The sequence below is a fragment of the Belnapia rosea genome (assembly GCF_900101615.1).
Classification (GTDB): domain Bacteria; phylum Pseudomonadota; class Alphaproteobacteria; order Acetobacterales; family Acetobacteraceae; genus Belnapia; species Belnapia rosea.
In genome coordinates this window covers 58,521-83,282 of the sequence record NZ_FMZX01000013.1, presented here as the reverse complement: position 1 = coordinate 83,282, position 24,762 = coordinate 58,521, and the positions used below count along the sequence as shown (strand labels likewise).

General features: G+C 70.6%; 25 protein-coding genes. 17 read left to right on the top strand and 8 right to left on the bottom strand.

Going from position 1 to position 24,762, the window contains the following annotated elements:
* Positions 1 to 81 precede the first annotated feature (81 nt).
* Entirely contained in the window at positions 82 to 717 is a 636-nt protein-coding gene (locus tag BLR02_RS19170; RefSeq protein ID WP_090568839.1) for a hypothetical protein, read from the top strand.
* Positions 718 to 726: 9 nt separating this feature from the next.
* Here BLR02_RS19170 and BLR02_RS29620 read toward each other — a convergent pair whose 3' ends face one another.
* Complete coding sequence (locus BLR02_RS29620) at positions 727 to 897, bottom strand: hypothetical protein (RefSeq protein WP_176849681.1); 171 nt, start codon at positions 895 to 897, stop codon at positions 727 to 729.
* Between the two features lie 134 nt (positions 898 to 1,031).
* Between BLR02_RS29620 and BLR02_RS19165 the strand changes: the two genes are divergently transcribed.
* The 4 genes from BLR02_RS19165 to BLR02_RS19150 all read left to right on the top strand — a co-directional run bounded on the left by BLR02_RS19165 (position 1,032) and on the right by BLR02_RS19150 (position 7,204).
* Positions 1,032 to 2,456 (top strand): FAD-binding oxidoreductase, encoded by a 1,425-nt coding sequence (locus BLR02_RS19165; RefSeq protein WP_090664283.1) that lies wholly within the window; start codon positions 1,032 to 1,034, stop codon positions 2,454 to 2,456.
* 112 nt (positions 2,457 to 2,568) lie between these two features.
* Positions 2,569 to 3,738, top strand: a complete 1,170-nt coding sequence (gene lptF, locus BLR02_RS19160; RefSeq protein ID WP_090664282.1) for an LPS export ABC transporter permease LptF — start codon at positions 2,569 to 2,571, stop codon at positions 3,736 to 3,738.
* Positions 3,735 to 4,862 carry an LPS export ABC transporter permease LptG gene (lptG, locus tag BLR02_RS19155; RefSeq protein ID WP_090664281.1) on the top strand — a complete coding sequence of 376 codons (1,128 nt, stop codon included), beginning with the start codon at positions 3,735 to 3,737 and terminating at the stop codon, positions 4,860 to 4,862. Before lptF ends, lptG begins: the two co-directional genes overlap by 4 nt.
* Entirely contained in the window at positions 4,859 to 7,204 is a 2,346-nt protein-coding gene (locus BLR02_RS19150) for an LPS-assembly protein LptD (RefSeq protein WP_245704857.1), read from the top strand. Before lptG ends, BLR02_RS19150 begins: the two co-directional genes overlap by 4 nt.
* A 3-nt stretch (positions 7,205 to 7,207) precedes the next feature.
* Here the strand turns inward: BLR02_RS19150 and BLR02_RS19145 are convergent, their stop codons facing one another.
* A complete protein-coding gene (locus tag BLR02_RS19145; protein ID WP_218127995.1) occupies positions 7,208 to 7,927 on the bottom strand; it encodes a GntR family transcriptional regulator in 720 nt (239 codons plus the stop codon).
* A 193-nt stretch (positions 7,928 to 8,120) separates the two neighbouring features.
* Between BLR02_RS19145 and BLR02_RS19140 the strand changes: the two genes are divergently transcribed.
* The 3 genes from BLR02_RS19140 to BLR02_RS19130 all read left to right on the top strand — a co-directional run bounded on the left by BLR02_RS19140 (position 8,121) and on the right by BLR02_RS19130 (position 11,606).
* The gene (locus tag BLR02_RS19140; RefSeq protein ID WP_090664279.1) at positions 8,121 to 9,476 is read left to right on the top strand and encodes a class-II fumarase/aspartase family protein; all 1,356 of its coding nucleotides are present in this window, start codon (positions 8,121 to 8,123) and stop codon (positions 9,474 to 9,476) included.
* A 50-nt stretch (positions 9,477 to 9,526) separates the two neighbouring features.
* Entirely contained in the window at positions 9,527 to 10,528 is a 1,002-nt protein-coding gene (locus BLR02_RS19135) for a Bug family tripartite tricarboxylate transporter substrate binding protein (RefSeq protein WP_245704856.1), read from the top strand.
* Positions 10,529 to 10,622: 94 nt separating this feature from the next.
* Entirely contained in the window at positions 10,623 to 11,606 is a 984-nt protein-coding gene (locus tag BLR02_RS19130) for a Bug family tripartite tricarboxylate transporter substrate binding protein (RefSeq protein ID WP_090568856.1), read from the top strand.
* Here BLR02_RS19130 and BLR02_RS31080 read toward each other — a convergent pair.
* Positions 11,575 to 11,847 carry a hypothetical protein gene (locus tag BLR02_RS31080; RefSeq protein ID WP_408735523.1) on the bottom strand — a complete coding sequence of 91 codons (273 nt, stop codon included), beginning with the start codon at positions 11,845 to 11,847 and terminating at the stop codon, positions 11,575 to 11,577. The genes BLR02_RS19130 and BLR02_RS31080 overlap by 32 nt on opposite strands.
* Before the next feature lie 314 nt (positions 11,848 to 12,161).
* Here BLR02_RS31080 and BLR02_RS19125 point away from each other — a divergent pair, with 314 nt between their 5' ends.
* From BLR02_RS19125 to BLR02_RS19115, 3 genes are all read left to right on the top strand, one after another.
* Positions 12,162 to 13,085, top strand: coding sequence for a DUF1835 domain-containing protein (locus BLR02_RS19125; protein WP_090664278.1), 924 nt, complete (start codon positions 12,162 to 12,164; stop codon positions 13,083 to 13,085).
* A complete protein-coding gene (locus BLR02_RS19120; RefSeq protein ID WP_090664277.1) occupies positions 13,082 to 13,999 on the top strand; it encodes an isoaspartyl peptidase/L-asparaginase family protein in 918 nt (305 codons plus the stop codon). The genes BLR02_RS19125 and BLR02_RS19120 overlap by 4 nt, the downstream gene beginning before the upstream one ends.
* A gap of 138 nt (positions 14,000 to 14,137) precedes the next feature.
* On the top strand, positions 14,138 to 14,611 hold the full coding sequence (locus BLR02_RS19115) for a DUF1203 domain-containing protein (RefSeq protein WP_090664276.1): 474 nt from the start codon (positions 14,138 to 14,140) through the stop codon (positions 14,609 to 14,611).
* Positions 14,612 to 14,638: 27 nt separating this feature from the next.
* Here the strand turns inward: BLR02_RS19115 and BLR02_RS19110 are convergent, their stop codons facing one another.
* Entirely contained in the window at positions 14,639 to 16,504 is a 1,866-nt protein-coding gene (locus BLR02_RS19110; RefSeq protein WP_090568868.1) for an ABC-F family ATP-binding cassette domain-containing protein, read from the bottom strand.
* Positions 16,505 to 16,557: 53 nt separating this feature from the next.
* The gene (locus BLR02_RS29610; protein WP_176849679.1) at positions 16,558 to 16,728 is read right to left on the bottom strand and encodes a hypothetical protein; all 171 of its coding nucleotides are present in this window, start codon (positions 16,726 to 16,728) and stop codon (positions 16,558 to 16,560) included.
* Positions 16,729 to 16,854: 126 nt separating this feature from the next.
* On the opposite strand from BLR02_RS29610, the gene ndk reads away from it, so the two are divergent.
* On the top strand, positions 16,855 to 17,277 hold the full coding sequence (gene ndk, locus BLR02_RS19105; RefSeq protein ID WP_090664275.1) for a nucleoside-diphosphate kinase: 423 nt from the start codon (positions 16,855 to 16,857) through the stop codon (positions 17,275 to 17,277).
* Between the two features lie 79 nt (positions 17,278 to 17,356).
* Here the strand turns inward: ndk and BLR02_RS28760 are convergent, their stop codons facing one another.
* The 3 genes from BLR02_RS28760 to purM are packed head-to-tail and all read right to left on the bottom strand — an operon-like array spanning position 17,357 to position 19,255.
* Positions 17,357 to 17,515 (bottom strand): aa3-type cytochrome c oxidase subunit IV, encoded by a 159-nt coding sequence (locus tag BLR02_RS28760; protein WP_143018193.1) that lies wholly within the window; start codon positions 17,513 to 17,515, stop codon positions 17,357 to 17,359.
* Between the two features lie 10 nt (positions 17,516 to 17,525).
* Positions 17,526 to 18,179, bottom strand: coding sequence for a phosphoribosylglycinamide formyltransferase (gene purN / locus BLR02_RS19100; protein ID WP_090664274.1), 654 nt, complete (start codon positions 18,177 to 18,179; stop codon positions 17,526 to 17,528).
* A 2-nt stretch (positions 18,180 to 18,181) separates the two neighbouring features.
* Positions 18,182 to 19,255 carry a phosphoribosylformylglycinamidine cyclo-ligase gene (gene purM, locus BLR02_RS19095; protein WP_090664315.1) on the bottom strand — a complete coding sequence of 358 codons (1,074 nt, stop codon included), beginning with the start codon at positions 19,253 to 19,255 and terminating at the stop codon, positions 18,182 to 18,184.
* Between the two features lie 95 nt (positions 19,256 to 19,350).
* Here purM and BLR02_RS30520 point away from each other — a divergent pair, with 95 nt between their 5' ends.
* The 5 genes from BLR02_RS30520 to BLR02_RS19070 are packed head-to-tail and all read left to right on the top strand — an operon-like array spanning position 19,351 to position 24,758.
* Positions 19,351 to 20,064 carry a hypothetical protein gene (locus BLR02_RS30520; protein WP_090664273.1) on the top strand — a complete coding sequence of 238 codons (714 nt, stop codon included), beginning with the start codon at positions 19,351 to 19,353 and terminating at the stop codon, positions 20,062 to 20,064.
* Entirely contained in the window at positions 20,051 to 20,677 is a 627-nt protein-coding gene (locus BLR02_RS19085) for a CDP-alcohol phosphatidyltransferase family protein (protein ID WP_245704855.1), read from the top strand. The genes BLR02_RS30520 and BLR02_RS19085 overlap by 14 nt, the downstream gene beginning before the upstream one ends.
* Positions 20,674 to 21,816, top strand: coding sequence for an AI-2E family transporter (locus tag BLR02_RS19080; protein ID WP_245704854.1), 1,143 nt, complete (start codon positions 20,674 to 20,676; stop codon positions 21,814 to 21,816). Before BLR02_RS19085 ends, BLR02_RS19080 begins: the two co-directional genes overlap by 4 nt.
* Complete coding sequence (locus tag BLR02_RS19075) at positions 21,816 to 22,559, top strand: P-loop NTPase family protein (RefSeq protein WP_090568880.1); 744 nt, start codon at positions 21,816 to 21,818, stop codon at positions 22,557 to 22,559. The genes BLR02_RS19080 and BLR02_RS19075 overlap by 1 nt, the downstream gene beginning before the upstream one ends.
* Before the next feature lie 9 nt (positions 22,560 to 22,568).
* Positions 22,569 to 24,758: an RNA degradosome polyphosphate kinase gene (locus BLR02_RS19070; RefSeq protein ID WP_090664272.1), complete on the top strand. Its 2,190-nt coding sequence runs from the start codon at positions 22,569 to 22,571 to the stop codon at positions 24,756 to 24,758.
* Positions 24,759 to 24,762 lie beyond the last annotated feature (4 nt).

Here is a 24,762-nt window from a genome sequence, read left to right as displayed (position 1 = left end):
TGTTGTCCGCCATGGGTACAACCTATGGTCGCCCAAGGCCAGGCGGGGTTACTCTGCCGCCCTATCGTTCCGGAGGGTCGCATGTTGCGTCGCGTGGTGTTGGCCGCTGTCCTTGGGGTTCTGGCCTGGATGGGCCCTGGCCAGGCGCAGTCCAGCGATCCCTCCTTCCGGATCGTCAACAACACGCCGAATGTGGTGAACGAGGTCTATGCCTCGCCCTCCAACGAGCGCAGTTGGGGCCAGGACCGGCTGGGCAATGAGGTGATCGCCCCCGGTGCCTCCTGGATCGTCCGCCTGCCATCCGACGGGAACTGCAATTTCGACGTGCGGATCGTCTACCAGGGCGGCACGGCGGAGGAGCGGCGCAACCTCAACACCTGCAACATGACGGATCTGGTGCTTGGCCAGCCGAGCGGGCCGGCGCCGCGGACGGCGCCACGCAACCAGCCCGGCAGCACGCAGCAGGGCAATCCCTCCTTCAACTTGGTCAACCAGAGCGGCCGGGTGATCGAGGAACTCTACGCCTCGCCCTCCTCGCAGCAGAATTGGGGCCCTGACCGCCTGGGCGAGGATGTGGTGCAGCCGGGCGCCACCTATCCGGTGCGGCTGCCGCAGGGCGAATGCACCTACGACCTCCGCATCGTCTTCTCGGGCGGCCAGGCGCAGGAACGGCGGAACGTGAATGCCTGCGCGGTGACCAACTACACCGTTCGGTAGAGGGCGCCGTCACCCCAGGATGAAGTCGGTGGCGTGCAGGTGATGCACGCCGCTCAGGATGATGGCGGCATTGCCCATGCCGGGCGCCCCCGGCAGGGCAAAGAGCGGGATGAAGATCTCGGCTCCTTGGAGCAGGTCGCCACCGGCGCCCGCATGGATGGTGTTGGCTGCGACATCCATTTCTCTCCTTGAGGGTGAGTTTTAAATACAATATTCGCTCTTTGGGCGATGACCCTCCTCACACGGCACGAAGCCGACAGAGCGGAGCGCGCGCGGCGATTGACCCGGAGGCCCTTCGGCACGACTTTCCCGCCATGCCCGACGACCAACCCCTCCCGCTGCTCGACCGCCTCTCGGCCCTGCTCGGGCCGCGCGGCATCCTCACCGACCCGGCCGACCTGGAACCGCATCTGGCGGACTGGCGCCTGCTCTATCGCGGTCGCACCCCCTGCGTGCTGCGTCCGGCGAATACCGCGGAACTCGCCGAGGCGGTGAAGCTCTGCGCCGCCGCCGGCGTGCCGCTGGTGCCACAGGGCGGCAATACCTCGATGGTCGGCGGCGGCGTCCCGGATGAAGGCGGGCGGCAGGTCGTCGTCTCGCTTGCCCGGCTGAACCGCGTCCGCGACATCGACCCGCTCGACATGACCATGACGGCGGAGGCGGGCGTGGTGCTGAAGGCGGCGCAGGATGTGGCGGCCGAGGCGGGCTGCCTCTTCCCGCTCTCGCTTGGTGCCGAGGGCACGGCAACCATCGGCGGCGTGCTCTCGACCAATGCCGGCGGCAACACCACCGTCCGCTATGGCAATGCACGGGAGTTGATGCTGGGCCTCGAGGTGGTGCTGCCGGATGGCCAGATCTGGAATGGCCTCCGCCGCCTCCGGAAGGACAATACCGGCTATGCGCTGCGCCATCTCTTCGTGGGTGCGGAGGGCACACTCGGCTTCATCACCGCCGCCGTGCTGCGCCTCTATGCCCGGCCGAAGGAAAGCGAGGTCGCGCTCTGCGCGATGCGGGACGAGGAGACGGCGCTGGCGCTCTTCCGCCGCTTCCGCGACCGAGACGAGACGGCGGTCCGGGCCTTCGAATACATGTCGGGCACCGGCGTCGGCTTCTATGCGCGCCTGATCGAGGGCGGCAGCGTGCCCCTCTCGACACCGGCCGAGCATTACGTCCTGGTCGATCTCGCCTCCACCCGCCCCGATGCCGGACTCCGCCCGCTGCTCGAGGCGGTGCTGGAGGAGGCGCTGGAGGCCGGCGAGGTCCTGGATGCCGCCATCGGCGAGAGCGAGGCCCAGCGCGCCGCCATCTGGCGCATCCGCGAGGAGCATCCGGAGGCGCAGAAGCGCGAAGGTGCCTCGGTGAAGAACGACGTCTCCGTGCCGGTCTCCAGAACCCCGGAGCTGATCCGCCGCGCCTCCGAGGCCTGTCGCCGACTGATCCCCGGCGTGCGGCCGGTGCCCTTCGGCCATATGGGCGACGGCAACATCCATATGAACCTGCAGCAGCCGGAGGGGATGGATCCGGCCGCCTTCCTCGCCCGCAGCCACGACATCATGGAGACGGTGAACGAGATCGTGCGTGACCTCGGCGGCAGCTTCAGCGCCGAGCACGGCATCGGCCGGCTGAAGACGGACATGATGGAGGGCTGGCGCGGCGGGCCAGAACTCGCGGTGATGCAGCGCATCAAGCGTGCGATCGACCCGCAGGGGCTGATGAATCCGGGCAAGGTGTTGCCCTGAAGGGCACACCCGGACCGGAACGAAACAGGGCCGCGATCGCCACCACGATCGCCCTGGCGACAGTCGGGGCGATCCTGGTCTAGGGTGCCCGCCCGCACCCGCTTGAGTCGTAATGAGCCGCCTCGACCATTATATCTTCCGCCAGCTGGCCGTCGCGCTCCTCGCCGTCACCATCGGCCTGGCGGCGCTTGTCTGGCTGACCCAGTCGCTGCGCTTCATCGAGCTGGTGCTCGACCGCGGCCTTTCCTTCAGCGTCTTCATCGAGCTGACCGGCCTGCTGCTGCCAAGCTTCTTCGCCGTCATCCTGCCCATCACCACCTTCGTGGTCTCGCTCTTCGTTTATGTCCGGCTCGCCTCGGACCGGGAGCTGGTCGTGATGCGGGCGGCCGGCCTGTCGCAATGGCAGCTGGCCCGGCCCGTCCTGGCCCTGGCCACCCTGGCGATGGCGACCTGCTACATCCTGGAGCTCTGGGTGGTGCCTACCACCCAGGCGGCCTTCCGCGCCTGGCAATACGAGATCCGCAACGAGCTGGCAGCCATCCTGGTGCAGGAGGGCGTGTTCAGTTCGGTGGGCGACGATCTCACCGTCTATGCCCGCTACCGCGACCCGGACGGTACGCTGCGCGGCATCCTGGTGCATGACGCGCGGGAGGCGGGCGCACCCGTCACCATCCTGGCCGAGGCCGGCCGCATCGCGTCCGGTCCCAACGGTCCCCGCGTCACCCTCGAGAACGGCCAGCGCCAGCAGGTCGAGAAGGTCTCGCCGCCGCCCGGCTCCCTGCCCGGGACGGCGCCGCAATCCCGCCTCTCGGTGCTGTCCTTCAGCGAGAACAGCATCGACCTCGCCCGCGCCAGCCGGGGTGAGGCCGACAGCCGCTACCGCAATGCGCAGGAGCGCAACCTCCAGGAATTGCTGCATCCCGACCCCGCCGAGCGCATCCCCGACCGGGACCTCAAGCGCTTCGTCGCCGAGGCCCATCAGCGCCTCACCCGGCCGCTGAGCGCGATCGGCTACGCCCTGGTCGCCCTGGCGACGGCGCTGACCGGGCAGTTCCGCAGGCATGGCGGCAGCCTCCGCCTCTTCACCGGCATCGCCGTGGTGGTGGTGCTGCTTGCGATCGGCCTGACGGTCGGCAATCTCGCGGCGCGGAGCCCACGGCTCATCCCGCTGGTCTGGCTGAATGCGCTGCTGCCGGGGTTGGTCGCGGCCTGGATCCTCTCCGGCGCCCCGGGCTGGCCCCAGGGCTGGTTCACCCGCCGCACCCGGACCGCCGCGCCATGATCTTCGCGGCGACCATGACCCGCTACGTCGCCCGGCGCTTCCTCGGCGCCACGCTGGCCATGCTGGCCGGGCTGACGCTTCTTGTCTCCCTCTTCGACTTCATCGAGCTGCTGCGCCGCGCCGCCACCCGCCCGGATGCCGGCTTCACCCTGGTGGCGACCATTGCCGGCCTGCGGCTGCCCTTCGTGGCGCTGCAGATCCTGCCTTTCGCCATCCTGCTCGGCGGGTTGCTGGCCTTCTGGCGGCTGACCCGCTCCTCGGAGCTGGTGGTGGCGCGGGCCGCCGGCATCTCGGCCTGGGGCTTCCTGTCCGGTCCGGTGACGGTGGCCCTGCTGTTCGGGGTGATCGGCACTGCGGCCGTCTCGCCGCTCTCCTCGGTATTGCTGGCGCGGGCCGAACGGCTGGACTACGCCTATCTCCGGGCCAGCGCGGGGATCACCGCGCTGGCCGGAGGACGGCTCTGGCTGCGCCAGGCCGATCGGGGGCTCGAGGAGCAGGGCGTTGCCATCCTGTCCGGCCGGCCGCTCTCCGACCGCGAGGCGGCGAGGGCAGGGGGGGGCTTCGCCATGACCGATGTCTCCCTCTGGCGCCTTTCGGCCAGTGACCGGCCGCTCGCCCGCATCGAGGCGCCCCGGGCGCGGCTGCTGCCGGGCCGCTGGGTGCTCGAGGATGCAATAGCCTTCAATGCCGACCACAATGCCGGCCCGAAGCGGGACCTCGCCTTCCCGACCGAGCTGACGCCCGACCGCATCGAGAACAGCTTCGCCTCGCCGGATACGCTCTCGGTCTGGGCGCTGCCGGGCTTCATCGCCGTGCTGGAGGCGGCCGGCTTCTCCGCGGTGCGCCATCGGCTGCATCTGCAGAGCCTGCTCTCCCTGCCGCTGCTGGCGGCCGCCATGGCATTGCTCGCCGCCGGCTTCTCCATGCGGTCCTCCCGCCGTGGCGGCGTGGCGCAGATGATCGGCGCCGGCGTCGCGGCCGGCTTCATGCTCTTCGTGCTCGACAAGATCGCCAATGAATTCGGCGAAGCCGGGACGCTGCCGGTCTATCTGGCCGCCTGGGCGCCCACCATGGCCGGGCTGCTGCTGGCGCTCGCCCTGCTGCTGCATCTGGAGGATGGATGAGCCCTCGCCCCGTGCGCCCCTGGCTGCGCCCCGCCGGGAACCGCCTCCTGGTCCTCGGCGGCACCCTGGCCCTTGCGCTGATGCCGGCCGGACAGGCCCTGGCGCAGCTCGAGCAACCGAGCCTGACGCCGATGGAGGTCAACCCGTCCCGGCCGCCGACGATGCCGGGGGCAGGCCGGCCGATCGGAGCGGCCTCGCCCTCCGTCCAGCCCTTCGGCGGCATTGCCGGCGGCAGCGCGCCGGTCGACCGCAACGCGCCGGTTACCTTCACGGCGGAGGAGGTCGAGTACGACCGCGGCCGGGGCCTGGTCATCGCCCGCGGCCGGGTCGAGGCCTGGCAGGGCGAGCGGCTGCTGCGCGCCGACGAGTTCACCTATGACCGCAACACCGGCGTCGCCACCGCGCGCGGCAATGTCCAGCTGCTGGAGCCGGACGGGCAGGTTCTGTTCGCCGACGAGGCGGAGCTGAAGGACCGCTTCCGCGACGGCGTGCTGGAAGGCGTCCGCGCGCTGCTGGCGGCGAATGGGAGGATGGCGGCCAATGGCGCCCGCCGCACCGGCGGGACGATCAACGAGCTGGCGCGCGTCGTCTACTCCTCCTGCGACCTCTGCGCCGACGACCCGACCGCCCCGCCGCTCTGGCAGGTGGAGGCGCGCCGCGCCACCCAGGACAAGAACGAGCAGCGCATCACCTACCGCGACGCGACAGTCCGCCTCGGTGGCTGGCCGGTGCTCTACACGCCCTATCTCTCGCATCCGGATCCGAGTGCGCCGCGTGCCTCGGGCTTCCTCTTCCCGACCCTCGGCTATACCCGCTTCCTCGGCGCCTTCGCCGAAACCCCCTATTTCTGGGCGATCGACGACACTTCGGACCTCACCGTCATCCCCATCCTCTCGACGCGGCAATATCCGAATCTCGGCCTCGAATACCGCAAGCTGTTCAATTTCGGCGAGATCACCGGCAGCGCCTCGATCGGCGGGCTGAACGGCACCGACACCGGCGGAAAGGAGGAGCTGGCGGGCCACATCTTTCTGAAAGGCCGCTTCACCATCGACGAGAACTGGCGCGCCGGCTTCGACCTGAACCGTGCCAGCAGCGAGCAGTATCTCCGGACTTTCCGCTACGAATATCGCCGGGTGCTGACCAGCCAGGCCTTCGTCGAGGGCCTGTGGGGCACCGAGACCTATGCCCGGATCGATGGCCGTGCCTATCAGGGCCTGCGCAGCATCGACGACACGCGGCAGATCCCCTACGTACTGCCGAATGCCGTGGTCGAGCATGCACCTCGCGGCAAGTATCTCGGCGGCTTCCTGACCATGGATGCCGGGCTGCTCGGCATCAGCCGCGATATCGGCAGCTCGACCCAGCGCCTGTCGAGCCGCGTCTCCTGGCAACGGCCGGAGACGGACCGCTTCGGCGGGCTGTGGACGTTCAAGGTGCAGGGCGATGCGCTGGCCTACCGTGCCCAGGGGCTGCAGGAGCCGCCGACCTTCCTGCCGGCGGCCAATGGCAGCCAGGCGCTCGGCAACATCCGCGCCGCGATCGACTGGCGGATGCCCTTCGTCCGCTCGGCCGGCCGCTATGGCAGCCAGACCATCGAGCCGCATGTCCAGTTCGTCACCGGCCCGCGGGTCGGACCGCAATACAAGGTGCCGAACGAGGACAGCATCGATTTCGAATTCACCGATGCCAACCTCTTCTCGCTCAACCGCTACACCGGGCGGGACCGCCAGGAAGGCGGCACCCGCGTCGACGCCGCGCTCCGCGCCGCCTGGGACTTCCCCAATGGCGGCCAGGTGGAGGGGCTGATCGGCCGCTCCTTCCGGCTCGATGACCAGATCTCGAGCCCCTATGCCGGCTCCGGCCTCGACCGCCGCGCCTCGGATTATGTCGCCCGGCTGCGCGTCGCGCCCACCACCTGGTTCGACACGGTCGGCCGCATCCGCCTGGATGGCGAGAACATCACCGACCGGCGCATGATCGACACCATCGCCAATCTCGGCCTCGGACGGGTGACGCTCTCGGCCGGCTACCTCTACTCGCCGCCGCTGCCCTATCTGTTGCCCAGTCGCTCGCGCGAGGAGGTGGGCCTCGGCTTCAGCGCCCGGATCGGGCAGTACTGGCGGGTCTCGGCGACCGGGAAGTACGATCTCGGCCTTGGCCGGGCCGTGCTGGTGCAGGGCTCGGCCGGCTACGAGGATGAGTGCTTCATCATCGAGGGGCGCTTCATCAAGCGCTTCGCCGAGGACCCGACGACCCAGTCCCTCTACGCGGCGAACACCGTCGTGCTGTTCCGCCTCGGCTTCAAGACGCTCGGCGAGTACTTCTTCCGCGCGATCTGACCGTCAGACGCCGCCCGAGGCCGGCTGCCGTCGCAGCCGGCTTTCATAGACGAAGCGGTCGGCCGGGTGGATGCTCCGGCTGAGCAGGAAGCGCTTTCCCTTGGCATCGAGATAGGTCCGCGTGATCTCGAGCGCGCTCGCCCCCGGCCTGGCGCGCAGCGCGGCCGCCAGCCGCCGCGGCACGCCGATCGCGGTGATCCTCTGCCGGATCTCGGCCGTGCGGTGGCCGGCGAATTCCTCGATCAGGGTGCTGACGAGGCCCGGATAGTCCGCGATCTTCTCCCGCACCAAGGGGGCGAAGGTCGGCGCGACATAGACATCCGTCCAGCAGAGCGGCGTGGCCGCCTCGCCCCGTGGGCAGCGCAGGCTAGACACCCGAAGCCAGGTCTGGCCTGACGGGCAGCCGAGCAGCGCGGCGAGCGTGTCGTCCACGACCTCGCTGTCGACCTGCTGGACCCGCCGTTCGGTCTCGGCACCGTACTGGGCGACATCCTCGACCGTGGCGAGGGTCTGGTTGTAGCTCTCGGGCCCCCGCAGCGGACGCGACGATTCGACGCGCGTGCCGGCGTTGCGCCGCCGCGAAATCATGCCCGCGCGTTGCAGGGCATCGAGCGCTGCCCGGACGGTCGAGCGGCTCACGCCGAAATGCCCGGCCAGTTCCACCTCGCTCGGCATCACGGCCCCGACCGGGTAGGCACCCTCGGCGATCCGTTGTGTCAGCAACTTCGCCACGATGGACCAACGCGTCGGCAATGCCCGCCCTCTCCCCTGATGGTCCGTGCTATCCTAGTCGGACGGCAATGGTTGTCATAGGCGACAGGTCCGTACCTAACATTGACAGGAAGTCCGGGTCTGGCTTTAAGTCCGTACCTAAGGGGGCGGATGATGCGCCTTCGCCAGGGCGGGACCAGGATCGATGCCGAGCACAGTCACTGAATCCCTCATCTTCCGGGACATGTTCGGCACCGCTGCGATGCGGGCCATCTTCGCCGACGAGGCGCTGATCGGGCGCTATGTCGAGGTCGAGCTGGCGCTGGCCCGGGCCCAGGCGGAGACCGGCGTCATCCCCGCCGAGGCCGCCGCCGCCATCGCCGAGGCGGGGCGTGCCATGACGGTCGATTTCGACCGGCTGCGCCGCGAGACCGAGATCGTCGGCTACCCGATCCTGCCCATCGTGCACCAGTTGGCCGAGGCCGCCGGGCCTGCCGGCGGCTATGTCCACTGGGGCGCGACGACCCAGGACATCATGGACAGCGCCACCATCCTGCAGATACGCGACGCGCTGGCCCTGGTCTCGACCGATCTGCTGGCGCTGCGCGACATCCTCGCCGATCTCGCCGGGCGGCATCGCACAACGCCCATGGCGGGGCGGACGCATCTGCAACAGGCGCTGCCGGTGACCTTCGGCTACAAGGTCGCCGTCTGGCTCTCGATGATCGAGCGGCATATCGAGCGCCTCGACCAGATGCGGCCGCGCGTGCTGCTGGGCCAGCTCGCCGGCGCCGCGGGCACGCTCGCCTCCCTCGCGCCGGACGGGCTCCGCGTGCAGGCGGCCTTCTGCCAGGTGCTGGGGCTCGGCCAGCCCTCCGCCACCTGGCATGTCGCCCGCGACGGGCTGGCGGAGGTCGTCGCCTTCCTCGGCCTCGTCACCGGCAGCCTCGGCAAGATCGCCACCGACGTCATGCTGATGATGGCGACCGAATTCGCCGAGGTTGCGGAGCCTTTCGTGAAGGGGCGCGGCGCCTCCTCGACCATGCCGCAGAAGCGCAACCCGATCTCCTCCGAGCTGATGCTGGCGGCGGCGAAGGCGGTGCGGCAGCATGTGGCGCTCATGCTCGACGGCATGATCCACGACTTCGAGCGCGCCACCGGCCCCTGGCATGCCGAATGGGTGGCGATCCCCGAGAGCTTTATCATGACCGGCGGCGCGCTGGCCCAGGCGCGCTTCATGCTCAGCGGGCTCATCGTCGATGCCGGGCGCATGCGGGCCAATCTCGAGATCACCGGCGGCCTCATCGTCGCCGAGGCGGTGATGATGGCGGCGGCGCCAAAGCTCGGCCGCCAGCACGCCCATGACATTGTCTACGACGCCTGCCGCATCGCCGCGACGGAGCGGCGGCCGCTGGCCGATGTGCTGGCTGGGGTGCCCGTCATCGTAGAGGCGCTGGGCGGGATCGAGGCGGTCCGCACCCATTGCGACCCGGCCAACTACCTGGGCCACGCGCCCGAGATGGTCGACCGCCAGCTCGGCCTGCTCGGCGGCACCCGCTGAGCGGGCCTCATAGCCAACAAGGCGTCCATCGCCATTCGGGGAAACCGTCCATGACCAGCCTCAATCGCCGCCTGTTGCTGCGCGCCGGCGCCCTGTCTGTCGCCGCCATGCCGGCCTCGCGCCGGGCCGTGGCGCAGGAGGGCTGGCGGCCCAGCCAGACGGTGCGCATCGTCGTTCCCGGCGCGCCGGGCGGCACGACCGACCTGATGGCCCGCTTCCTCGCCAGCCATCTGCAATCCCGCTGGGGCCAGAACATCGTCGTCGACAACCGCTCGGGCGGCGGCGGCACGGTTGGCACGCTCGAGGTCGTGCGGTCGCGGCCGGATGGACATACCATCCTGCTCGGCAATATCGGCCCGCAGGCCATCGCCTACTCGCTGATCCGCGGCATGCAGTACCAGCCGGGCGACCTGATCCCCATCTCCGGCATGCTCCGGGGCCCGAACGTCCTCGTGGTGAATCCCGCAGTGCCGGTGCGGAGCGTGCCGGAATTCGTCGCCTATCTGCGCAAGAATCCGGACCGGCTGAGCTACGGCACGTCGGGCCTCGGCCAGTCGGTGCACATCTCCGGCGTGCTGTTCCACCAGCTGATCGGCCTCCCGGGCACCGCCGCGCATTTCCGCGGCTCCTCGCCGGCGCAGGTCTCGCTCATCGCCAACGACGTGCAGTACATGTTCGACAACCTGCCGACGATGGTCGAGCATATCCGCTCCGGCAAGGTCCGTGCCCTGGCGGTGACCAGCGCCGACCGCAACAGCCAGCTGGCGGAACTGCCCGCCCTCCGCGAGACCATGCCGGAGCTGGCGGGCTACGACGTCAACACTTGGTTCGGCGCCTTCCTCCCGGCCGGCACGCCCGCAGCCGTGGTGCAATCCCTGAATGCCGAGATGAAGGTGCTGCTCGACGGCCCCGAGACGCGGACGCGCTTCGCGGCCCTGGGCGGCGTCCCGGATTACCGCCCCCCGGCGGAGTATGGCGCCTTCGTGCAGGCCGAGATCGAGAAGTGGGGCACCGTGCTGAAGAAGGAAGGCTTGCAGGTCGAGGCCGACTGAGCCGCGAAGGGCGGCTTGCACCCCGGGCGGCCAGGCCCGACCATGCACCCGTGAAGCGGCCCGTGGAGAGGCCGTTGACGGGAGTTGTCCAAGCATGACCATCCGCCTGAGCCGCCGTGCCGCCCTTGTGACCGGGCTCTCCGCCGGGCTTCCCTCGCTGGCCGCCCCGGCCATCGCCCAGACCGGCTTCCCCAACCGGCCCATCCGCATGCTGGTGCCCTGGTTGCCCGGCGGCTCCTCCGATGTGCATCTGCGCGTGCTCAGCGACCTGGCCAGCCAGAAGCTCGGCCAGCCCGTCATCGTCGAGAACAAGCCCGGCGCCTCGGGCACGCTCGGCGCGCTGGCCATGTCGCAGGAGGCGAAGGGCGATGGTCACATGGTCGGGCAGATGCCGATCACCATCTTCCGCCTGCCGGCCATGTCCCGCCGGGCGACCTTCGACCCGATGAAGGATTTCAGCTGGATCCTGCACCTGACCGGCTATGTCTTCGGCGTCGTTGTCCGCGCCGACCAGCCCTGGCAGACATGGGGCGAGTTCGTCGCCTATGCCAAGGCCAACCCTGGCAAGGTCACCTATGGCACGCCCGGCGTCGGCAGCACGCTGCACATCACGATGGAGCGCATCGGCGAGATGCTCGGCATCGAATGGCTGCACGTGCCCTTCCGCGGTGGCGCCGACAACACCCAGGCCGTGCTTTCCGGCCAGACCATGGCGAATACCGACAGCACCGGCTGGGCGCCGCTGGTGCAGGAGGGCAAGCTGCGGCTGCTGGTGGTCTGGACGGCGGAGCGTGCCAAGCGCTTTCCCAATGTGCCGACGCTGCGCGAGGTCGGCATCGATATCGTCGCCGACAGCCCCTTCGGCATCGGCGGGCCGAAGGGGATGGACCCCGGCGTGGTGCGCGTCCTGCACGACGCCTTCAAGGAGGCGCTGTTCGACCCCAAGCATGTCGAGACACTCGACCGCTTCGACATGCCGCTGCGCTACATGAACAGCGAAGACTACGCAGCCTTCGCCCAGAAGCTCTACGCCGAAGAGAGCGCCGTCATCCGCAAGCTTGGCCTCCGGATGGATTGAACCTCAGGCCAGGATGAAATCCGCGGCAGTCAGCTGGTAGGTGCCGGCGAGCTCGATCTCGCCGAGCGGCCCTGCCGCAGGGTGAAGCCTCCGGTAAGGCCGCGTTACCCAGGAAGGGAGCCGGGGCCTGGCAGAGATGCGGGTAGAGGTAGCCGCTGAGGCCGACGCCGAAGCGGAACAGATCGACGCCCTCCCGACCTTCGATCCGGTCGTTGCCGGCGCCGGCGAGGACGATATCCATCCCCGCCGTGCCTGGCAGGCTGTCCACGCCGGAACCTCCCCTGATGAGCGCCATGACCCAGCCCCTCCCAGCTTTTGCGCGAGCCCGGGACGCGCTTCGCAGCCGCTGCGATAGCTTCAATGACACGCTTGCGCGACGCCGCTGGCGCTGTCGCTCGTGCCGGATTGGGGGTGGCGCGTCCTCGCCTTTCCGTCGCATGCTTCGGCAAGACCGGCCCCGCAAGCCGGCATGGGGGAGCGGAGGATGGCCATGGCCGGCATGCCGCGCTGGACGACAGAAAAGCCGGGCCCGGCAACCGAGGGGGCCAGCCGTCGGTGACGCCGCTGCTGCATCTGCGCTGCGGCGACGATCTCCGTGGCCGCCTGCAGGGGGCCGGCATCGCGGGGGAATATGCCTGTTTCGCCGATCCGGTCTGCGTCGGCCCGGCGCAGGATGATGGCGACCTGATGACCTGGCTTGGGATGCGGGCGCGCTACGTGGCGCTGCACACGGGCCAGGATGCGGCGGCGGTGCGCCAGCGCCTCGGCCGGGAATACGCCGCGCTGAACGGCCTGCACCGGCGCGAGGCGGTGTGGCTCTGGTTCGAGCACGATCTCTGGGACCAGGCGGCGCTCATGCGCATCCTGTCGCTGCTGGCGGAGAAGCGCCTGCTGCGTGGCCGGCTGATGCTCGTGCCGGCGGATGGGCGACGCGTCTTTCCGGCACTCAGCGATGCTGAACTGGCCGCGCTGCAGCCTGCGCCGCTCTCCGATTTGCAGATCGAGCAGGCGGCCGAGGCCTGGGCCGCTTTCGCCTCACCCGATCCGCGCGGCCTCGATGCGCTGAGCCGGCGCGCTCTGGCGCTGCCCTTCCTTGCCGCCGCGCTCCGCCGGCATCTGCGTGACCTGCCCTGGACCACCGATGGCCTCGGTGAGACCGAGCGCCGCGTGCTGCAGGCCATCGCCGACGGGGTGGGCGACGAGGCCGCGCTGTTCGACGCCATCCACCCGGCCGACCCGGTCTTCCATGTCACCGACCTAATCCTGCGGGAGACGGTCGGCCGGCTGCGCCAGGGGCCGAACCGGTTGGTAATGCGCGAGGGGCCGCTGCGCCTGACGCCCCGCGGCAGCGCCGTGCTCGCCGGTACCGATCGACATCGGCCACCGCCGCGCTTCCAGGCCGGGGTGCATGTGCTGCCGGACCCACCCTGGTTCTGGGACCCGACCCAGGCCGCCGTTGTCGCGGGGGCCGGCGCATGAATGCGACGCTGCTGATCCATGGCGGTGCCGGGACGATCCGGCGGGAGGAGATGTCCGAGGCGCGCGAGGCGGAACACCGGGCCGCGCTCACGGAGGCCCTTGCGGCCGGCGAGGCGGTGCTTTCATCCGGCGGTAGCGCCCTCGATGCCGTCGAGCAGGCGGTGCGTGTCCTCGAAGACTGCCCGCTCTTCAATGCCGGCCGTGGCGCCACATTCAACGCCGCCGGTTCGATCGAGATGGATGCCGCGGTGATGGACGGCATGGCCCGCATGGCTGGCGCCGTCGCCGGCGTGCAGCGCATCCGCAACCCGGTCCGTGCCGCCCGGGCGGTGATGGAGCGCACGCCGCATGTTTTGCTGATCGGCCCCGCCGCCGATGATTTCGCCGCCGCCGAGGGGCTGGAGCTGGCAGCGCCCGAGTATTTCCGCACCGAGCATCGCTGGCAGCAATTGCAGGCCGCGCTGGCCGCACGGCGCATCGCCCTCGACCATGACCTGCCGGCGCGCATGGGCACGGTCGGCGCCGTCGCGCGCGATGCGGCCGGCCGGCTCGCGGCCGCAACCTCCACCGGCGGGATGACGAACAAGCGTGCCGGCCGCGTGGGCGACAGCCCTTTGATCGGCGCCGGCACCTGGGCCGATGGCACCGTCGCGGTGAGTTGCACGGGTATCGGCGAGGCCTTCATCCGCTGCGCCGCGGCGCATGAGCTCTCGGCGCTGATGCGGCATGGCGGCCTTCCGGTGCAGCAGGCGGCGGCCGAGGTGGCGGAGGTCCTGGTGCCGGCAAGCGGCGGCAGCGGCGGGCTTATCGCGGTGGATGCGGAGGGCCGGCCCGGCATCGCCTTCGGCACCTCCGGCATGTATCGCGGCCTCCTGCGCCTCGGCGCCGCGCCGGAGATTGCCATCTACCGCTGATGCGACGGGGAAGGTGCCCGATGCATGGCGCCAGCCCCCCAAGGGTGCGGCGCCGAGGGCTTGTGTCATGCCGCAGCAACCGGCGGGGGGCGCGCAGACGCGCCCGCGGCGAGGCTGTGCGGCAGGAGAACCCAAGCCATGGCACGCTTCCGCTGCACGCCCATCCCGGCCGAGACCGCCTCGCGCTGGCGTGCGACCGGCCGTGACGACCGCAGCCTGCCGCTGCATCGCCGCATCGTCGATGGGCCGGGCTTCCCCTGTCGCTATTGCCTGCGGTTCGGTGAGGCGGGGGAGGAGATGCTGCTCGGCAGCTATGCCCTGTCGCATCCGCAGGGCGTCTACTGGACGCCGAGCCCGATCTTCCTGCACGCCCGCGACTGTGCCCGCTTCGCCGCCGAGGATGCCATCGCGCCCATTGTCCTGGCGAATGGCATCGTCTCCATCCGCGCCTATGACGCCGAGGAGATGTGCCTCTACGATCTCGGGGCGATCAGCGCCGGCAGCGAGGTCGCGCCCCTGCTGGAACGGGCCCTGGCCGATCCGCGTGCGCGCTTCATCAACATCCATACCGCGCGGCCGGGCTGCCTGCTGACGGCGGTGGAGCGGCTGTAGAGGGGGGCGGACAGCGCCCCGCGGAAGTTAAGCCGCCTCCAGTTTCTCCTGCAGCTCCAGCCACTCCGTCTCGAGACCGGGCAGGATCTTGTTGATCACCGCGCGGCGCGTCGTGGCACGGTTGATCAGGTCGGACCTGTTGTTGGCATAGAGGCGGGGATCGGCCAGCGCCTTGTCGATCACCGCCGCCTCATCCTGCAGCTTGGCGATCTGCGCCTCGATCTGCTTCAGCCGGTCGCGCAGGGGGGCGAGGGCGGTGCGGTTCTCCGCCCGGCCACGGCGCTCCGACTGGCGCGGCGCGCCGGCCGGCTCGCTGCGTGCTGCCCGCCGCCCGCCGCCGAGCATGGCCCGGTAGTCGTCGAGATCGCCGTCGAAGGACGATACCTTGCCGTCGCCGACCAGCCAGAGCCGGTCTGCCACCAGCTCCACCAGATGCGGGTCATGGCTGATGAGGATGACGGCGCCGTTGTAATCGGCCAGCGCCTTCACCAGCGCATCGCGCGCATCGATGTCGAGATGGTTGGTGGGCTCGTCGAGGATCAGCAGCTGCGGCGCCTCGCGCGTGCAGAGCGCCAGCAGCAACCGCGCCTTCTCGCCGCCGGAGCAGGCCGAGATCCTGGTCGTCGCCCGCTCCACATCGAGGCCGAACCGGGCGAGCTGGGAGCGGCACTGCGTCACTGTCGCCCGCGGCATCGCCGCCTGCATGTGGGAGAGCGGCGTGCCCTGCATGTCGAGCTCATCGGTCTGGTGCTGGGCGAAATAGCCGATCTTCAGCTTGGGCGAGCGGAATTCACGCCCGGTCATCAGCGGCAGCCGACCGGCGAAGAGTTTTGCGAGTGTCGACTTGCCGTTGCCATTGGCGCCGAGGAGCGCGATGCGGTCGTCCTGGTCCAGCCGCAGGTCGAGCCCCTTCAGCACCACGCGCCCGTCATAGCCGATGCTGCCGCCGGTGATGGAGAGCACCGGTGGTGCCAGCTCCGCGGGCTCGGGGAAGGCGAAGCGGGTCACATGGTCCTCGACCACGCTCTCGATCGCCGGCATCCGCTCCAAGGCCTTGATGCGCGACTGCGCCTGGCGCGCCTTGCTCGCCTTGGCGCGGAAGCGGTCGACGAAGCTCTGGATATGGGCGCGCTCGGCGGCCAGCTTCTCATTCTGCGCCGCCTGCTGGGCCTGGCGCTCGGTCCGGACGCGTACGAAATTGTCGAAGGCGCCCGGATAGAGCGTGAGCTTGCCCCGGTCGAGATGGGCGATGGCATCGACGCAGCGCTCGAGCAGCCCGCGGTCATGGCTGACGATGATGGCGGCGCCGGAGAAGCGCTGCAGCCAGCCCTCCAGCCACATCGTCGCCTCGAGGTCGAGATGGTTGGTCGGCTCGTCGAGCAGCAACAGCTCGGGCTCGAGGAACAGCACGCGGGCCAGCGCCACGCGCATCCGCCAACCGCCGGAGAATTCGGTGCTCGGCCGCGCCTGGGCCGCGGCATCGAAGCCGAGGCCGGCGAGGACGGTCGCGGCCCGCGACGGTGCGCTGTCCGCCTGGATGGCGATCAGCCGCTCATGGATTTCGGCCATCCGGTGCGGCTCGGGGTGGCCCTCGGCCTCGGCCAGCAGCTCGGCCCGCTCGGTATCGGCGGCCAGCACCGTCTCCAGCAGGCTCTCCGGCCCGCCCGGTGCCTCCTGCGCCACATGGCCGAGCCGGGCCCGCTGGGCCAGGCGGATCTCCCCGCCATCCGGCTGGATCTCGCCGGTGATCGCCTTCAGCAGCGTCGACTTGCCAGCGCCGTTGCGGCCGACAAGCCCGACCTTGCGGCCAGGGTCGACGGCGAGGTCGGCGCTTTCCAGCAGGGCGCGGCCGGCGATGCGGAGGGTGAGGTCGCGGATGGCGAGCACGGTCATGCGCGCCTTCTACCGCTGCCACGCCCCTCCGTCACGCATCGCAGCATACCGTTCTAGCTGGGCTGCCCCTCGGTTTCCGCCTCGGGCGGGGAAGGGGGCTTCGGCGCGGGTGCCTCGGCCCATTCGTCGGAGACCATGCCCTGCTGGCTGCTGACCAGGTCGATATCGGCCTGGCTGGGCGGGCGGGGGATACGGGGTTTCGGCGGTGCGTCGTCCTGGGCCATGTGGCGGTGCTCCTCGTCCTGAGGGGGCAACGCGGCGGGAGGGCCCGGGTTGGGCCTGCATCCCGCCTCTTGCATCCCGCCCTGGGCCCGCCTATCCCGCCGCCACCGTCACGAAGGGATGCCACCATGGCCGTTGAACGCACGCTCTCCATTATCAAGCCGGATGCCACCCGCCGGAACCTGACCGGCAAGATCAACGCCAAATTCGAGGAGGCCGGCCTCCGCATCGTCGGCCAGAAGCGGCTGCAGCTCAGCGAGGCCCAGGCCGGCGCCTTCTACGCCGTCCATAAGGAGCGGCCCTTCTACAAGGACCTGGTCAGCTTCATGATCAGCGGCCCGGTGGTGGTGCAGGTGCTCGAGGGCGAGAACGCGGTGGCCAGGAACCGCGAGATCATGGGTGCCACCAACCCCGCCAATGCGGCGCCGGGCACCATCCGCAAGGAATTCGCCGAGAGCATCGAGGCGAACAGCGTCCATGGCTCGGACAGCGCCGAGAACGCGGCGACGGAGATCGCCTTCTTCTTCGCCGGCACCGAGATCGTCGCCTGAGGCAGGCCGGGCCGGCCTCCGGGCCGGCCCCCGTTACCCCCCAGGCGACGCGAAGCGCCGTTGGGTCCAGGCGTTGGGCTCAGGCCACGAAGAGCAGCAGCGCCAGCAGCAGCAGCACCGTGATCACGATGCCCCAGGTGCTGAACTGGACAAAGCCGTCCCAGCCCCGCTGCCGGTCGGCGAGCAGGGCCTTGTCGTCGACGCCCCCGAATTCATAATTCTGCTGATGTTCGGCCACGGTCCGGTCCTCATGCACTCTCGGAATGGGGTGTAGAAAGGGCCAGCGGGCTCGGCAAGGGGTTGGCGAGTACCGCCGAGGCCGGCGGGTGCGCCAGCCCGCCGCCGGCCGCCGCCCGGAGCGCGGCCGGGTAGACCCGGTGCTCCTGCGCCAGCACCCGGGCGGCGAGGACCTCCTCCGTATCGTCCGGCAGCACGGGCACGGCTGCCTGGGCCAGGATCGGCCCGGCATCCATCTCCTCGGTCACCAGATGCACCGTGCACCCATGCAGCCTGACGCCGGCGGCAAGGGCCCGCGCATGGGTGTCGAGCCCGGGAAAGGCCGGCAGCAGGCTCGGATGGATGTTCAGCATCCGCCCCGCCCAGCGCCCGATCAGGAAGGGGGTCAGCAGCCGCATATAGCCGGCGAGGCAGACGAGGCCGATGCCATGCGCCTCCAGCACCGCCTGCACCGCCGCCTCATGCGCCGCCCGGTCGCGGCCGAAGGGCCGGCTTTCCACCACCGCCGTCGGCACCCCGGCGGCCGCGGCGAGCGCCAGCCCGCCCGCATCCGCCTTGTTGGAGAGAACGAGGGCGATCTCGGCCGGAAAATCCGGCACCCGCGCCGCCTCCAGCAGCGCCACCATGTTGGAGCCGCGGCCGGAGATCAGGATAGCGGTGCGCATCCTCACCGTGGCCAGCTCTCCGGCAGGTTGTCGATCCGCACCCGCGCCTCGCCGCTGCCGGCCTCCAGCGTGCCGATGCGGAAGACGGTCTCGCCCGCACCCTCCAGCAGCGCGGTCGCCTCCGTCGCCGCCCCGGCCGCGACCACCACCACCATGCCGATCCCGCAATTGAAGACCCGCAGCATCTCCTCCGGCGCCACGTTCCCGGTCCGCGCCAGCCAGCCGAAGACCGCCGGTACCGACCAGGACCCGGCATCCACCTCCGCCGCGACGCCGTCCGGCAGGACCCGTGGCAGGTTGCCCGGCAGGCCGCCGCCGGTGATATGCGCCGCCGCCTTCAGGAGCCCTGCCCGATGCAGGGTCAGCAGCGACTTCACATAGATGCGGGTCGGCGCCAGCAGCGCCTCGCCCAGCGTCCCGCCGCCGAAGGGGGAGGGGGCGCCTAGGCCGAGTCCGCCTGCCTCCACCACCCGCCGCACCAGCGAGAATCCGTTGGAATGCACCCCGGTGCTGGCCAGCCCGAGCAGCACGTCGCCGGGCCCGACATCCGGCTTCGGCAGCAGCGCCCCGCGCTCCGCCGCGCCGACCGAGAAGCCTGCCAGGTCGTAATCCTCGTCGGCATACATCCCCGGCATCTCCGCCGTCTCGCCGCCGACCAGGGCGCAGCCGGCCTGCCGGCAACCCTCGGCGATACCGGAGATCACGGCCCGCGCCTGGTCCAGCCGCAGCTTGCCCGTAGCGAAATAGTCGAGGAAGAACAACGGCTCGGCGCCCTGCACCACCAGGTCGTTCACACACATGGCGACGAGGTCGATGCCGACCGTCCCATGCAGCCCGGCATCGAGCGCCACGCGCAGCTTGGTGCCGACGCCATCGGTCGAGCTCACCAGCACCGGGTCGGTGAAGCCGGCCGCCTTCAGGTCGAACAGCGCGCCGAAGCCGCCGAGCCCGCCCATGGTGCCGGAGCGGCTGGTGGATTTCGCCAGCGGCTTGATCGCCTCGACCAGCGCGTCGCCGGCATCGATATCCACCCCGGCATCACGGTAGGTCAGGCTGTTTCGCGGGGAACTGGTCAGGTCGGCCTCCGATCGGCTAAGGGGAGTCGGCGGCTTTCTAGCGCGCCTTGGGCGGCGCGTCCCCTGTGCCGGGCCGCATGGCAGGAGAAAGCGCAATGCTGGGCAGCAGATCGGGCGTCGTCCGCGGCATCACAGGCGGGGTGCTGCTGCTGTCCGCGGCCTTTCCCCTGGCCACGCCGGCCGTGGCGCAGGTCGCCGCACTGCCGCCCCCCATCGCCACCCCGGGCGCCGAGGCCCAGGCGCTGAACCTCACCCAGCGCGGCATCCCGGCCGAGGCCTCGGCCGAGAACGGCGTCCTGGCGCGGGAGCGGGCGCTGGCGGCCGGCCGCCGCACCGCCTGGGAGCGTGCCCTCTCCGAGGCCGGCCTGCCGCCGGTGAACCTCTCCGACCAACGGCTCGAGGACATGGTCCGCTCCATCGTCATCGAGCAGGAGCGGACGGCCCCGACGCGCTACACCGGCCGCATCACCGTGGTCTTCGACCCAAACCGGGTGCGCTCGGCGCTTGGCGGCAATGTCACCGTCCCGGGCGCCGCGCCGCCGCCGGTCGCGGCCAGCGCTCCGGCCTCGAATTGGGTCGAGGCGGTCGCCATCTATCGCTCCATGGGCGAATGGCTCGAACTCCAGCGGCGGCTGCGTGGGGCACCTCCGGTCGCCTCGGTCGATATCCAGGGCATCGCGGTCGATGCCGCGCGGCTGCGGCTTGGCCTGCGCGCCCCGGCGCCCGAGGCGGCGGCGCTGCTCGCTGCCATCGGCATTGCGCTGGAGCCTGCTGGCCCCTCCTGGCGGCTGGGCCTTGCCGGAAGCTGAGACGCGCCGGACCGGGCAGAAGGAGGCCCCGCCGGAGGCCCAGCCGGCCGCGCCGCCGCATGTGCTCATCACCCTGCCGAACCTCATCACCCTGGCCCGGCTCTGCGCCGTGCCGGCGACCATCTGGCTGATCCTGCATCACCGGCTCGACATTGCCTTCTATGTCTTCGTCGGCGCCGGGATCTCCGATGGGATTGATGGCTGGCTCGCCCGCGTGCTCAATGCCCGCAGCGCCCTCGGCGCCCTGCTCGACCCGGTGGCGGACAAGGCGCTGCTGGTGTCGGTCTATGTGACATTGGCTGGCATCGGCGAGTTGCCGGACTGGCTCGCCATCCTGGTCGTGTTCCGCGACCTGCTGATCGTCGGCGGGGTGCTGGTGCTCTGGGTGCTCGGGCAGCCGCCGCGAATCCGTCCGTTGCTGGTCTCGAAGCTGAACACCTGCCTGCAGATCGCCCTTGCCGCCCTCGCCTTGCTGGTCGCCGGCTTCGGCTTGTCCGCCGCGGGGCTGATCGAGGCGATGATCTGGGCGGTTGCGGTCACTACTCTGGCCTCCGGCATCGCCTATGTGATCTCGACGCTGCATTGGACGCATCATCCAGGGGCACGGCGATGAATCTGGTGCCGCCGCCGTCCCCGGCCGCGCCGCCTGCGCCCGTGCGCCGGCGGATGGCGCCACCGGTCGCCACCCGCGCCCAGCGCGTCGCCCTGATGCTCGGCCTGGGCGGTGGGTTGTTCCTCGCCTTCTGGCTTTTCTCGCCGATCCTCACCCCCTTCGTGCTGGCCGCCGTCATCGCCTATTTCCTGGACCCGCCGGCGACGCGGCTGACCCGCATCGGCATCCCCCGCGGCGTCTCGGCGCTGCTGATGATCCTGGCGCTGGTGGCGCTCGCCCTGCTCTGCCTGCTGCTGCTCTATCCGCTGCTGGTCGCCCAGGTGACGATCCTCGTGCAGCGGCTGCCAGCCTATGTGCTCGGCATCGGCCAGGCGGTGCGGGATGCGCTGACCGCGCTGTCCGAGCGCCTCGGCCCGGAGGTCTTCGACCAGCGCCTGCAGGAGCTGGCGGTGGGGCAGGCGGGCGCCATCATCTCCTATCTCGGCACCTCGCTGGCCCGGATGATTACCGGCGGCATCGCGCTCTTCAGCGTCTTCACCCTGGTGACCGTGACGCCGGTCGTTGCCTTCTACCTGCTGCGCGACTGGCCGCGGATCATCCGCCGCATGGATGCCTGGCTGCCGCGCCGCTCCGCCTCCACCCTCCGCCAGCTGGCGCGCGACACGGACCGCCTGCTCTCCGCCTGGCTGCGCGGCCAGCTCCTCTGCTGCGCGCTGCTTGCCGTCTACTATGCGGCGGCGCTCTCCATGGTCGGGCTGGAACTCGGCCTGACGGTCGGGCTGATGTCGGGCATCCTCTCCTTCATCCCCTATATCGGCTCCATCACCGGCCTCATCACCGCGCTGGCGCTGGCGCTCGCCCAGTTCGGCACCTGGAATGGCGTGCTGGTGGTGCTCGCCGTCTTCGTCGCCGGCCAGGTGGTCGAGGGCTACATGATCTATCCCTGGCTGCTCGGCGACCGGGTCGAGCTGCATGCGGTCTGGGTCATCTTCGCCCTCTTCGCGGGCGGCGTCGCCTTCGGCTTCCTCGGCGTGCTGCTGGCGGTGCCGCTGGCCGCGGTGATCGGCGTCATCGCCCGCTACTGGCTGCGGCGCTACCTGGAGAGCCCGCTCTATCTCGACCCGCCCCGGACCGGCTGATGCTGGACACCGCAACGCTACCGCGGCAGCTCGCCCTGCCGCTGCCCGCCTTTGCCTGCTTCGACCCCGAGCCCGTCCTCGCCGATGAGAGCAATGCCGAGGCGCTGGCCTGGCTTGCGCGGCCGGAAGCCTGGCCGCAGGGGCGGCTCGCCCTGCATGGCCCGCCGGCCACCGGCAAGTCGCTGCTGCTCCGTGGCCTCGCAGCCCGGCGCGGCTGGCCGGTGCTGACGGGCCCCGCGCTGCGCGGGCTGCCCGAGGTGCCCGCCGCGCTTGGCCTCGCCCTCGACGATGCCGACTGCATGGCCGAGGAGGCGGCGCTGCTGCACCTGCTGAATCTCTGCGCCGAGCGTGGGCAGCTCGTCCTGCTCGCCGGCCGCGCCCCGCCGGCGCGCTGGCCGGTGGCGCTGCCCGACCTGCGGAGCCGGCTGCGGGCCATGCCGGCGGTCGGCATCCGCCCGCCGGGCGACGGGCTGCTCGCCGCCCTGCTGCGGCGCGACTTCGCCCGCCGCCAGCTCCGGGTCGAGGATGGGGTGCAGGCCTGGCTGCTCGCCCGCCTGCCGCGCGAGGCCGCTGCCGTCGCCGAGGCCGCCGCCCGGCTCGACCGTGCCGCGCTCGCCTGCGGTGGCCGCGTCACCCGGGCGCTCGCGCGCGCAACCCTGGCCGAGCTGCCGGGATTCGGTGCGGATGACGAATCCATGGCATTGGCCGAGACCGGCTGCCCGCCCACCCCGACCCTGCTGTAGGGTGGCGGGATGAGCCTCGCCGAAACCCGCACCCCGCCCGCGCCCGAGCCAGCGCCCGCCTCCGGCCCGCAGGGGCCGGAGCGGTTCATCAACCGCGAATTATCCTGGCTCGACTTCAACACGCGCGTGTTGGAGGAAGCCGGCAACGAGCACCACCCGCTGCTGGAGCGGCTGCGCTTCGTCGCCATATCGGCCGCCAATCTCGACGAATTCTACTCCGTCCGCGTCGCCGGCCTGATCGGGCAGGAGCGGGCCGGCATCACCAGCCGCTCGCCCGATGGCCGTACCCCGCCGCAGCAGCTCGCCGCCATTCATGACCGTGCCCAGGTGCTGATCGAGGCGCAGCAGGATGCCTGGCGGGACCTGCGCGGCCTGATCCGCGAGGCTGGCATCATCGTCTGCCGTGTCGAGGAACTGAGCGAGGCCGACCGCGCCTGGCTCGACGGCTGGTTCATGGAACGCGTCTTCCCGGTGCTGACCCCGCTCGCGGTCGATCCGGCGCATCCCTTCCCCTTCATCCAGAACCTCGCCGCATGCATGGTCCTGAAGCTGGTGCGGGAGGAGGATGGCGGCACCATGCGCGCCCTGCTGCCGCTGCCCTCGCAGATCGAGCGCTTCATCCGCCTGCCACGCGCCGAGGGCGAGACGGCCATCCGCTTCCTGCTGCTCGAGGACCTGATCGAGCTCAGCCTGCGCCGTGTCTTCCCCGGCTTCATCCCGGCCGAGCACGGGCTGTTCCGCCTCATCCGCGACACCGACGTTGAATTCGAGGAGGAGGCGGAGGACCTCGTCCGCTCCTACGAGACCGCGCTGAAGCGCCGCCGCCGCGGCCGCGCCATCCGCCTCAGCGTGACCGCCGCGACACCCTCCGACATCGTCGATTTCGTCATCGAGGAGCTGGATGCCGAGCGCAGCGGCGTCTTCGTCGTCGACGGGCTGCTCGGCCTCGACGACCTCCGCCAGCTCATCGTGGATGACCGGCCGGACCTGCTGTTCACCCCCTACACGCCGCGCTTCCCGGAGCGGATCCTCGATTACGGCGGCGATTGCTTCGCCGCCATCCGCGCCAAGGACATCGTCGTTCACCACCCCTATGAGAGCTTCGACGTGGTGGTGCAGTTCCTCCGCCAGGCGGCGCGGGACCCGAATGTCGTCGCCATCAAGCAGACGCTCTACCGCACCAGCCGCGACAGCCCGATCGCCCGCGCGCTGATCGAGGCGGCGGAGGCGGGCAAGAACGTCACCGGCATCGTCGAGATCAAGGCCCGCTTCGACGAGGAGCGGAACATCGCCCTGGCGCGGGAGCTGGAGGCGGCCGGCGTGCAGGTCGTCTTCGGCTTCGTCGAGCTGAAGACCCACGCCAAGATGTCGCTGGTGGTGCGGCGGGAAGCGGGGGCGCTGCGGAGCTACGCGCATTTCGGCACCGGCAACTACCACCCGATCACGGCGCGCATCTACACCGACCTCTCCTTCTTCACCGCCGACCCCGGGCTGACCGGCGATGCCGCGCGTCTCTTCAATTACATGACCGGCTATGCGCGGCCGGAGCGGATGGAGGGCCTCGCCTTCGCCCCGCTGACCATCCGCCCGACCCTCCTCGGCCTGATCGAGCAGGAGCGGCGCTTCGCCGAGGAAGGCAAGCCCGCCGGCATCTGGCTGAAGATGAACAGCCTGGTCGACGAGCAGCTGATCGACGCGCTTTATGCGGCCGCTCGCGCCGGCGTGAAGATCGATTGCGTGGTGCGCGGCATCTGTTGCCTCCGCCCTGGCGTTCCCGGCCTTTCGGAGAACATCCGGGTGAAGTCCATCGTCGGCCGCTTCCTCGAGCATTCCCGCATCTATGTCTTCGGCAACGGCCACAGGCTGCCCTCGCGGCGGGCGTGCGTCTTCATCTCCTCGGCGGATTGGATGGCGCGCAACATGGACTGGCGGGTCGAAACCATGGTGCCGGTCGAGAATGCCACCGTGCATGCCCAGATCCTCGACCAGATCATGGTGGTGAACCTGAAGGACACCGCCCAGAGCTGGGAGCTGAACACCGATGGCACCTGGCGCCGCCTGACGCGCGGTGCCCAGCCGGTCTCGGCGCATGAGTATTTCATGACCAACCCCTCCCTCTCCGGCCGCGGCAGCGCGCTGCAGCGCTCGGCCCGTGCGGCCATGCGCAAGCCGCGCCCCGACCGCCTCGCTCAGGACTGAGCCC